At 58.1% G+C, this 10,485-nt stretch carries 8 protein-coding genes (1 of these 8 only partly in view); 4 read left to right on the top strand and 4 right to left on the bottom strand.

Annotated features, from left to right (window positions below; all coding sequences use genetic code 11):
- From SH664x_RS16530 to SH664x_RS16515, 4 genes are all read right to left on the bottom strand, one after another.
- On the bottom strand, positions 1–1,848 hold the 5' portion of the coding sequence (locus SH664x_RS16530; RefSeq protein WP_437202758.1) for a zinc-dependent metalloprotease family protein. 306 nt of this gene lie to the left of the window's left edge; only the first 1,848 of its 2,154 coding nucleotides appear in the window; its start codon is at positions 1,846–1,848; its stop codon lies off the left edge, out of view.
- Between the two features lie 281 nt (positions 1,849–2,129).
- A complete protein-coding gene (locus SH664x_RS16525) occupies positions 2,130–3,362 on the bottom strand; it encodes a hypothetical protein (protein ID WP_437202756.1) in 1,233 nt (410 codons plus the stop codon).
- A 324-nt stretch (positions 3,363–3,686) separates the two neighbouring features.
- On the bottom strand, positions 3,687–4,274 hold the full coding sequence (locus SH664x_RS16520; RefSeq protein WP_437202755.1) for a flagellar motor protein MotB: 588 nt from the start codon (positions 4,272–4,274) through the stop codon (positions 3,687–3,689).
- A 63-nt stretch (positions 4,275–4,337) separates the two neighbouring features.
- Positions 4,338–5,207: a motility-associated protein gene (locus SH664x_RS16515; RefSeq protein ID WP_437202753.1), complete on the bottom strand. Its 870-nt coding sequence runs from the start codon at positions 5,205–5,207 to the stop codon at positions 4,338–4,340.
- A 496-nt stretch (positions 5,208–5,703) separates the two neighbouring features.
- Between SH664x_RS16515 and SH664x_RS16510 the strand changes: the two genes are divergently transcribed.
- The 4 genes from SH664x_RS16510 (at position 5,704) to SH664x_RS16495 (ending at position 10,323) form a co-directional block, all read left to right on the top strand.
- Entirely contained in the window at positions 5,704–6,234 is a 531-nt protein-coding gene (locus SH664x_RS16510; RefSeq protein ID WP_437202751.1) for a sigma-70 family RNA polymerase sigma factor, read from the top strand.
- Positions 6,231–7,763, top strand: coding sequence for a LamG domain-containing protein (locus tag SH664x_RS16505; RefSeq protein WP_437202749.1), 1,533 nt, complete (start codon positions 6,231–6,233; stop codon positions 7,761–7,763). Before SH664x_RS16510 ends, SH664x_RS16505 begins: the two co-directional genes overlap by 4 nt.
- Positions 7,764–7,812: 49 nt before the next feature.
- Complete coding sequence (locus tag SH664x_RS16500; RefSeq protein WP_437202747.1) at positions 7,813–8,763, top strand: DUF1559 family PulG-like putative transporter; 951 nt, start codon at positions 7,813–7,815, stop codon at positions 8,761–8,763.
- A 606-nt stretch (positions 8,764–9,369) separates the two neighbouring features.
- A complete protein-coding gene (locus SH664x_RS16495; protein WP_437202745.1) occupies positions 9,370–10,323 on the top strand; it encodes a DUF1559 family PulG-like putative transporter in 954 nt (317 codons plus the stop codon).
- The last annotated feature ends 162 nt before the right edge of the window (positions 10,324–10,485 follow it).

The raw sequence follows: 10,485 nt of genomic DNA, 5'->3' as shown, positions 1-10,485 counted from the left end.
GGCTGCTCCTGAAGCCAGTTTGACGGTCAGCTTACCGCCGTTGAAGTCGGGGGAATCAACATCGGTGACCGTGGCGTCATCGTCCAGCAGCACGGGATTCGTGTTCCGGACATAGCGGAGCGTAGAGTCGAAGCCGCTGATCACGGGGGGATCGTTCTTGGCGATCACGTTGATCGTCTTCGTGCCGGTACCGACATCGTCGCTCACTCCATCGTTGATGCTGACGCTGACGGTCCTTGCAACGGTGCTCGGGGCCTTTGAAGTATTCGAGTACTGCAGATTACGGACCAGCGCCTGGACGGCTGCGGGGGTCGCCAGATCGGTGAAGGTCACCGTCAGTGGTGTGGTGCCGACTCCCCCGGTGAAGGTGCCGATCACATTGCTGCCGTGGCGGACCTGATTTCCGTGCACGTTGATCTGGCCGTTGCGGGTTCCTTCCGTGCGGATCGACAGCACGTCGGCGGTCTCACCACCGGAAGTGATCGCAGCGACAAGATACCCGCCGCCGAAGTGCTTGGAGTCCTTGTCGACAACGGTCGCATCGGTATCCAGACGGAGTGCAATCGCCCCTTCCGTGTATTTGATGGTCGTGTCAAACTTGCCCAGCACCGGAGCGCCGATGGTGGTGGCGTTGGCGGTCGCTGTCACGGAGTACTGACCGACCGAACCGTAGCTGCCGTCGCTGGTGATGATCAGCTGGTACTCTCCCTGATTCAGGTTGGCGGCCAGCGTCAGGGTCGTCAGCGTCGTATTTGTCCCGGAGGCGATCAGCGTTCCGGATTTCGTTCGCAGTTCAGCCTTGATCAGCAGGTTGCCTTCATAGGCTGCGGGATTGATGACGAACTTGGCCGGCCCGGCATTCGCAGCAAAAATGAAGACATCAAGGTCATTCGTCTTGCTGATAATGCCGGAAGCAGACGCCGTTCCCTTGTTGAAGTTGAACGAGGTGCCCGTGGCAAAGGTGTTGCCGACGTCATCCGTGCGGTAGCCGAAGCCGTTTGCGGCCCGGGCAATGACGGACATGTCGTCCTGCAGCACTTTCGATCCGAGCGAGTTGGCGCCGTTGTACCACGTCGTGCGTGCGGAGTAATAGCCGACTCCCATGATTGGAGCCCAGGCGGCATTTCCGGGGTTGTATTCTTCCAGTTTAATGCCGCTGCTGTTGTACAGACTTTGGTGCTCCAGCCCGAAGCCGTGACCCGCTTCATGGGAGGCGACCTCAGCGATCCCTTTGATGCTGGTTCCAAAGTCGTCTGAAAAGGCGTAAACGACATTCGAATAGCTGTTGGTGAAGCTGTTCAGATAGGCCACGCCTCCTGCGGGGTCCATCAGCCAGTCTTTGTAAGAACCGCCGATGGCAACCCGCAGCGAGACCCCGTTGGCAAAGCTGGCGGGCTCGACCGTCGTGACATTGATATTAAACGGTGCGAAGTCTTCGGCAACGCGGGCCCAGATTTCGACAATCTGGCTGAGTTCCTCGCTGCTGAAAGTGGAGCGATCGCCATCGGTGCTGAAGGCCGGAGTGACGACGTTCGTGTGGCTTCCCCAGACTGCTTCGGTATGACCGTCGAAGTCCAGAAACAGGCTGGCTTTTGCGCCGGGGTTGCTGTTCAGTTGCGGCAGCGAAGAGAGAGCCTTGACGGGAGTTGTGGCTTTGACCGTCGGCAGGGGGGCCGCCTGTTTGGCAGGCAGGGGGCTTTTGACGAGTGTGGCGGAGAGCAGCGAACGAATCTCGAGTTGTTCCGAGCGGGCAAGCCCCTCGCCTCCCTGGCGTCGACGCTTTCGGAAGCGGCTGCGGTTCCACAACTGTTGACAGACGGCGTGCGCTCGCAACACAGATTTCAGCATGATAGCCCTCTAAGAGAATTCCAAATCCGTAGGAGGAGAGGCTCCATCCGCTCCAGCTGGGAGCAATTTCCCGAGCCGTCACTCTCGAACAGACGGGCGGAGAACTGCAGAGGCAGATCACTCCATTTACCGTCTCTCATCTTGTTTTCGGCCGAATCCACGTTAGCACTTGGAAAAGACCTCCCGCAATCATTTCAACCGGACTTTTGGGAATAAAGATTGTTGATGATGCGGATTGTGAGAGTTGAGCGTTGGCCTGTTTCGGCTGCTGACGGGGGATTTCAGTTGAACCAGACGGCGAACAGGAAGAATTCGCCTCCAAAAGCGGCCATCAGGGTTTCGGCGGTCCGTCCGCTGACCACGTCTCCTTCTTCGGCATAGGGGAGAGCTGAGTGGCCATGAGCCCACATCACAAGATCAAAACGGCTCGGTTCGTCGAACACCTTCTTCAGGTTGATCCCGATTCCGGGAGCCAATCGCCAATGGGGAATCAGCCGCTGTCCGTGGAGTGTCGCCTCCAGTTCATTCATCACCCCCTGCCAGGCATCAATCTGCTGCTCGCTGACCTGGACCCCGACCACACTTGTTTGCCGGGCATTGGGAATCCATTCATGATCGTTGTCGGTTTCGGTCTGAATGAGGTTCCACGACAGGCGGCTCTGATGGACCATTTCGAGGAGGTGCTTGCGGGCGCGAGGAAGTCGTTCCGGTTCTGCCAGCGGAAAGTTGATCAGGTGGATGGCTGCGACGGCATCTGCAAGGGAGTCGGCGTTGATGGGGCCGGCGCGGAAGCGGGCCTGTAAAGGAGCTTCTTCGCTGGCGGCTCCGGAGAAGAGGTAGGGGGCCAGGATGCTGTGGAACTGTTCCGAGTCGTATGCGAGCCAGCTTTCGCAGATTCCGCGCAGCAGATGGGTATAACCGATCATCCAGTGGACATCGCCGGCATCGAACGCGACATCAAACTGCTTCTCCTCCTCGGTGAGAGCGGGGACCCGGGGGTTGAGCTTGCGGAAAATCGTCCAGAAGGTTTCCTGTGGTGCGACCTTTCCGTCTCCATTGATGTCGAGCTGAATCAGCCCGACCGGAATCGTGAGTTTGACGTTGGGGTCACTGATCTGGCCGAGGACCTCTGCCGTCACCGTCAGGTCGTCGATCAACTGTTGCAGCAGCAGGCGGACACTGGCGTACGTCATGGGTTCGGGATTCAGGTTCTCCGGAACCGGGAGCCTCAACACCGGGAGGTCGGGGGCGGAGATCCGCAGGCCGTAGCGATACAGGTTCTGGGAAAGGTGCTCCACGGCGATCAACAGCCGGGTGACCCCCAGGGCGTACCGGGAATTCTGATCCTGCGGGTCGGCTGCCAGATTGGCCTCGAAATGTTGCACGGAACCTTTCAGGTCCCCGGTGGTGAGCGACTGACGGAGTTGGGTCTCGACCGCCGTTCGATCTTCGGCGGCAGCCGGTGATGCCAAGATGCAGCCAATGATTCCGAAGCAGAAGGCCGAGCGAAGCATGGGGATTTCCCGATTGTTTGGAAGCCGCAAACTGCGTGACCGATGATATCAGATGCCGAGACAGACTGTCGTGGCTCCCCGCAGGCAGGGCGAGGGCGTCTCCGGAATGTCACGCAGGAAAAGATTTCACTCAGGAAATTTGCCGATGGCCATTTTACTGGTCGCGGCCGATCCCAGAGCGATTTCGGTTCCACTCCGCTGGGCGTCAGGACGCCGACGTGACCGTGCGGCGGCAGCCGACTCATCGCTGTCTGTGCGTGTCGCGAGCGGGAGGAACGCACCTGGGGAAATGGGCTGGGGGCGATTCCGGCAGCCCCCGGGTCACTACTGCTCATGGCAGTTGAGGAGGAGTTCATCGGCGATCGACAGCCAGTCGAGTTTGGCGAAGGTGGTCAAGAGTACGTCGCGATAGAGCCCTTGCGACTGTTGAATGGCGCCTGAGGAAAACTCGGCTCGCAGCTGGCGGGCGAGTTCAGCTCGCACCATGTCATCGGCGGTTTTGGTTCCGTCCCGCACTGCGTCGTGCTGGCTGGCCTGTTCCAGGAGATGGCGTGTCTGCTTCAGCCAGCGTTGGTTGAGCTGCGGATCGGTTTCGAGCCATTCCGCCAGCACCATTGTTTCTGATTCCTCATCCGTCGGCTCGGGGTTCATTCCGATGCTGCGACCTGCCGTCCGGGTGGTTTTTCCGGGAACAGGTCCCTCCACATGGGAATAGAACAGACCGCCGGAGTTTGGAGCGCGGGTGGAATCTCCGAGCAGGTTGATTCCGACCGGCCCGGCGAAATAGTGGGCGATCGATTCCTTGACCTTCTGGTCCTGGGAAATCAGCCACATCACGAGGAAGAACGCCATCATCGCGGTGACGAAGTCGGCATAGGCGACCTTCCAGGCACCTCCCCCTTTGCCCGCCATGTTGGCTCTCCGCTGCTGAAAGCTGTGCTGTGCTCGATAATTCTGCGAAGGAACGATGCTGTGTCACGCGGCGACCGCGACGGAAGCTCCCCCTTTGAAGATCTCTTCCAGTTCGGGAAGAGTGGGGCGGGCATCGGTGGGGACCCCCCGTCGGGCTTTTTCAATAACCGCCTTGGGTGGAGCCCCCTCCACAAAGGAGACGATCGCGGAGGCAATAATCCGCCGCATGGTCTCTTCTTCGTGCCCCTGAGATTCGAGGCGACCTGCGATGGGACCAATCACGCCGTAAGAGAGCAGAATTCCGAGAAACGTTCCGACCAGTGCGGCACCGACCTTGTGGCCGATCACCTCGACCGGACCGTTGATGGCCTGCATCGTGACGACAATACCCAACACCGCAGCCACGATCCCAAAGCCGGGCAGAGCGTCTGCCGTGCGGGTCAGGGCACCGACCGCAGCGTGATGTTCCTGCACCATCACCTGAATTTCGGTGTCGAGAAGATCCTGAAGCTGTGGAGCGTCCGAACCCTCTCCTGCAGCGACCAGCGCTCCCGTGATGAACTCGGAGAGGTGATGATCTTTGGTCAGTCGGGGACAACGTTGAAAGACCGGGTTTGACTCCGGCTCGCTCAACATCGCTTCCCACGCGAGAAGGCCGTCTCGCCTGCCGACGCGGAAGAACTCGTAGAGCAGCGTGAAGACCTCGTAATACATTTTGCGGTCGCAGGAGCTCCCTTTCAGGAGCCCGAGGGTGTGCTTGACGACATCGGTCAGCACTTTTTTCGGGTTGCTGGCGATCATGGCACCCAGCGCAGCGCCGCCGATTGTCACCAGTTCCGAGGGGTGCAGCAGGGAGTGAACGTGTCCGCCAGCCATGCTGAACCCTGCCAGCACCGCTCCGATCACGATCACCAGTCCAAAGCAGACAATCATGGAAATCCTCGAATGCGCAGCCGGGCGCGCTCCCTTCACTCTTTATCGAAGGGGGAAAGTGATCCCAATCACGGAATCGCCGCCGCTACAACCGTTTTCATTGACGCGGTTGGGAAACTCGTGCAATTGCGTACATTCGGGCTACCAAGGGGGCGCCGACCGGCAAAACGTGCGCGACCAATGTTGGTTCAAAATGGAGCTGGGGCGCTGGCAACCTGCTTTGGCAATAACTTCCCTCTCAGAGGAAACTTGCATCAGCCGTTGGAAATGTTGCAAGTTGTTATGGGCAAATGGGTAAGGTTGCTTTTTCGGTTATTGCGGAGCGGGATTGTGGAAAAACTTTTCCAAAATGGGGGGCGGGAAAGAATTATAGAGTGGGACATGTAGATGCGTTGTTGTTGTGTACATCGAGGCCCCTCTCGTCGACGAGCAGGCGTGTTGGTTGAAACAGCAGCGGGGGATTTCCCGCGAGGATGAGAGCGGACTCTCAGTGACTATGTCGAATTCAGAAAACGCCCGGACCGACGAGTTTGTCCAGCTTTGGACTAAACACACGCGGGGATTGTTTGCCTACATCATGACTTTGGTGTTCGACGTCACGATTGCCGAAGACGTGCTGCAGGAGACCGCAGCGATCGCGTGGCGTCAGTTCGACTCTTTCGAATCAGGCACGAATTTTCATGCCTGGACAGCACAAATCGCCTTCAACAAGTCTCTTTCGGCGCTGAAGAGGAATCGTCGCGCCAGCTCGCTTGGTGCCGCTGAGCTGGCAGCGCTGTCGGATGAATCATTGCGGCAGGCCCCCGAAATTGATCGGCAGCTGGAGTTCCTTCATGCCTGTCTGCAGCAATTGAATGAGCGCGATCGTGACCTGCTGCATAGTCGCTATAGCGGCAAGCGGGACATCGCGACGATTGCGGGGGAGCTGGAGAGAACGACTTCCGCGGTTTATAAGGCTTTGGAGCGGATTCATGAGACACTGTTTACCTGTGTCTCCAAGAAACTGCGACAGGAGGCCCGTTCATGAACGAATGGAATGCCTCAGAGCTGGATGCGATGCGGGCAGCCTTCCGGGCTGCTGAGGATCAGGATGAGGCCGGGGGGGAAGCGTTGCGGATGTTGATCCAGCAGCGGCCTGAATCCCGGGCGAGCATTGTCCGGTTCATGGCTCTGCGGGCGCATCTCTACTGGCTCTACTCGTCTCCGCAGAGTGCGGTACAGGGGTTTGGGGGATCGCTACCCGTTTCCCGCCGCCGTTCTTTTGTTCAGAAGAACTGGTTCCGGTGGTCAGCCGTCGCCGCTGTTCTGGGGTTTTGCTCCCTGTTGTGGTATTCCACCTCGGCGAACCATTCGCTCCGGATGCAGCTCGTCACGGCGGTGGACTCCCGCCTGGAGTCGGGCGGAGCGGCCCTGTCCGCGGAGGCTCTGTCGCAGTTTCCCGTAGGGAAGACGCTGCACGTCAAAGGGGGATATGCCCGGATCGAGGTCGCAGGCAAGGCGTCTCTGTTTACACGTGGGGATTGCTCACTGCGGTTTCTCTCGCCGAATCGTCTGTATGTGGAACAGGGGACTGTTGGTGTGGCGATTGCCGATCATCAGGAACCGCTCCGCATCTCGACGCCTCGGGGTGATCTGCGACAGCAGGATGAGAATGTCGTCGTCACAGTTTCACGCGCGGGGAACACCGAGGTCAGTCCGTTTCGGGGGGGAGTCGAGCATCGACCGCCGGGTGATGAGGCGACATTGGCGGGGGCTCCCCCTGTGGATGTCACCCCTGAAATGAATTTCCCTGCCCTGGTCGATCTTTCCAGGCCTGCTGTGCGGTGGAATACAGAATCTCTGGCCACTGATGTCGTCCATTCTCGAGAGCCCTCTGGGAGGGCACTCGCGGATCAGCCGGAACGGGTCCTCATCGGCAATATCAAGAAGGTCGATGCCGCTCCCGGTCCTGTCTTGCGCCTGCGGGGAACGCCGTCGGGAAGTTTCCTCCGTCAGAATGAGCCGCTTCCAGAACTGACCGGGGAAACATTCACTGTTGAAATTGCCTTCCAGCCCAATTCACGACGACATGGGACCCTCCTGGCTGTAAAGCATTGGACGGATCAGCGGGTCCTCCCAGTCGATTCGCTGCTGATTGAATCCGCTCCTTGGGGATTTTCGCACACCCACGGTCTCCCTGCCGATTCGATTCGCGTGGTCTATCGGTCGACGCCGGCTTCCGATGGACCGGTTTCCATGTTTTCCCCGCCGCATGAATTTGATCCTGAGGCATGGTATCTCGCCGTTGTCGTGAAGACGGTCTCCACAATTCAATTGTGGGTGAATGGAAAGCTGTCTGCTGAGGAAAAAATTGCAGCACCTCTCCCGCCGCATGATTACGTCGTTGTGGGTGAACTGCTCGGAACGCGGGACTTAGGAATGTCTTACGGGCATGATCGACCGTTTCAGGGGGACATCGCCGAGGTCGCGGTTTATGACCGCGCTCTCTCCCCTGACGAGATCGCGTTGCACACACAAGTTTTTCTTGACGACATTCGTCGCAGGGATAATCCGTGAGGGCGTCGGTGTCTGACTGTTATTAAGTGACCTGGTTGAAGGTCTTTTGATGAAACCGTTTCGTTTTTCCCGTCGAGCGTTTACGCTGATCGAGCTGCTCGTGGTCATCGCAATTATCGCGGTGCTCATCGCCCTGCTGCTCCCCGCCGTGCAGCAGGGCCGGGATGCGGCCTGCCGCAGCCAGTGCAAGAATAACCTCAAGCAGCTGGTCCTGGCGATTCACAACGATGAATCGACCAACCGCCGGATTCCTGCCGGCTTCCAGGGGGACCGGCAGGATGGGGGCGCCTGCTGGGGCTGGACTCCCTCGCTCTTCCCCGACATCGACCAGACCGTGCTGGATAACGCGCTCTTCTCTTCTAACCGGGCATTGAAGCAGATGTACCGCAGCGGAGCATCGGCAGAGGACAAGCTCTTGCTGCAGACTCCGATTGCAGCGCTCCGCTGTCCTTCTGATGTTACTCCCGAATTGAACGACCAGGTGGCATTCGGGACGACCAGCCATTTCGATATCGCCACTTCAAACTCCGTCGGCATGTGTGGTGATGATCCGCAAGTCAGTATTGCAAACTCTCCGAAAGACGCAGACGGGAGCCCTCATGATCCGCAGGGCTCATTTTACGCCAATAGTTCTCTCGATCCTCGCGACTTCACAGATGGACTCTCCACGACGTTGATGCTGAGCGAGCGTGACGGCGGAGCGGCAGCCGAACGGGGCGCCACCTTCCGCGCAGCGGTCTGGGCCGGTGTGGGTCGCCAGAATAACAATGGCAACTATGCCACATTGAGGAGACTGGCACGGCACGGATTCCATATCAATCGCGACTCTACCGCCGGTGGGGGGACGGATTCCAACCTGGGCAAATGGGTCAGCAGCCTGCACGAAGGGGGGGCACGGGGCACTCGGGGACGGATCGGTTCGGTGCATCTCGGAGAATATTTCTTCGGGCGGGGTCTTCAAGCCCCTCGTTCTCCGGAGCGATCAGGTGATCTGTGGTGATTTTTGATTAAGAATATCAGGGCTGGTCATATCGACTACGCCAGGAAGTCTCGCCGACGTCAGCTTGCTGGAAGCTCGGCGGTACACATTGGTGTGTGGAGGTGGTGGGCATCGGATATTTAGCTGGGATTTGGCAGTCGACGGCTCTGACAGCAGATGGCAGAACGTTATCAGTCATGCTGTCACGGAGTGTCTACCGGATGGGTCAACGCTGTTGACGCGGTGGATGAGATCGGGGCGTGAATAATTCGGGGCTGCGAGGTGGTTAGGAGTTCATGGCCTTAACCGCATTGCGAGACAACGGGAAGGGCGACCTGCAGTAAAGCGGGTCGACCTTTTTTTTGGCGAGATATTTCAGTGATTGTGGCGTCCTGGATCAGTGTGAGGTGATTGGGGTTTTGCTGAGAACCTGTGAAGTGGCACTGTAAATGCAGGGTGAGGGGTGCGGGACGCAGGCGATGTGAGTTTATGTGCATATGCGATTAAAATAATGCTTCTGTGTGAGTTGATGTGTTTCTCTGTTGATTTCAGGTGGCACTGCCTTATAGTCAAACTGGTGGGCAGGCTGCGAACTGTGTCGTCGTTCTGACTGGTTAGGAGCGTGCAATGAGTAAGGTTCGATTGCGTGGTTTCACCTTGATTGAATTGCTGGTGGTCATTGCGATCATCGCGGTGCTGATCGCGCTGCTGTTGCCGGCGGTGCAACAGGCACGCGAAGCGGCTCGTCGCAGCCAATGTAAGAACAACCTGAAGCAGATGGCTCTTGCGGTTCATAATTATGAGTCGACTTACGGTCGGATTCCGGCAGGCTTCCAGGTCGACCGGCAAGATGGCCAGTCCTGCTGGGGTTGGGCACCCTCCCTGTTTCCCTATCTGGATCAAACCGGTCTGTATAACGAGCTGTTTTCGTCGAATCGTTCCTTGAAGCAGCTGTATCGCGCTGGGGCCTCTCAGGCTGATCAGCAGTTGCTTCAGACTCCCATCGCCGCCTTCCGCTGTCCCTCCGATACCACTCCTGCGCTGAACAATCTGATTTCGTTTAATGCGACTAACCGGTTCGATATCGCGACTTCGAATTATGTCGCCTTTAGTGGTGAAGATGCGATGCTATCGATCGCTGACTATCCCAATAACGCCGATGGGACACCGTACGAGCCCCGCGGCGCTTTTTTCGGCAACAGCTATCTTCAGTTTCGTGATTTTTCAGACGGACTTTCCAATACTTTGATTCTGAGTGAGCGCGATGGAAGTCCCACGGTAGCCTTGGGTGAATCCTTCCGTGCTGCTGTCTGGGCGGGTGTGGGCCGGCAGAATAATAACGGCGGGTATGGAACCGCCCGGACGCTCGCTCGTTATAGCTTCTTTATTAATCGCGATTACACTGCAAACGGGGGGGCGGTCGCGAATATGGGCAAGGGAGTGAGTAGCCTTCATGAGGGAGGAGTGCATGTTGCACTCGGAGATGGTTCGGTTCGCTTTCTCTCGGAAAACATCTCCTCGGGTGGCGTTTACAAGCCATTGGTGATCCGGGATGATGGTGTTGTTGTGGGTGACTTCTAGGATCTTTTCGCAACAGGGCGCGCGAGCGACTTATTAGAGCTCGCGCGACTTGGCGTTCATGGCGATGAAAGGCTCACTTTCGTGTGCCTTGTACCGACCGGTCAGGTTTGGACAGTATCTCGATGTGGTGTGGCGGGAGCATGAGGGTTTCTTGTCGCCGAT

Source organism: Planctomicrobium aquicomposti, from assembly GCF_051466325.1.
GTDB lineage: Bacteria > Planctomycetota > Planctomycetia > Planctomycetales > Planctomycetaceae > Planctomicrobium.
The sequence above is the reverse complement of the archived record's forward strand: the minus strand, read 5'-3'. Positions and strand labels throughout refer to the sequence as shown.

What these genes read in the sequence shown, in the direction of transcription:
- SH664x_RS16500 (WP_437202747.1), top strand. Translation starts at nt 7,813, where the DNA reads ATGAAACCGTTTCGTTTTTCCCGTCGAGCGTTTACGCTGATCGAGCTG.
- SH664x_RS16495 (WP_437202745.1), top strand. Translation starts at nt 9,370, where the DNA reads ATGAGTAAGGTTCGATTGCGTGGTTTCACCTTGATTGAATTGCTGGTG.
- SH664x_RS16505 (WP_437202749.1), top strand. Translation starts at nt 6,231, where the DNA reads ATGAACGAATGGAATGCCTCAGAGCTGGATGCGATGCGGGCAGCCTTC.
- SH664x_RS16510 (WP_437202751.1), top strand. Translation starts at nt 5,704, where the DNA reads ATGTCGAATTCAGAAAACGCCCGGACCGACGAGTTTGTCCAGCTTTGG.
- SH664x_RS16525 (WP_437202756.1), bottom strand. Translation starts at nt 3,362, where the DNA reads ATGCTTCGCTCGGCCTTCTGCTTCGGAATCATTGGCTGCATCTTGGCA.
- SH664x_RS16520 (WP_437202755.1), bottom strand. Translation starts at nt 4,274, where the DNA reads ATGGCGGGCAAAGGGGGAGGTGCCTGGAAGGTCGCCTATGCCGACTTC.
- SH664x_RS16515 (WP_437202753.1), bottom strand. Translation starts at nt 5,207, where the DNA reads ATGATTGTCTGCTTTGGACTGGTGATCGTGATCGGAGCGGTGCTGGCA.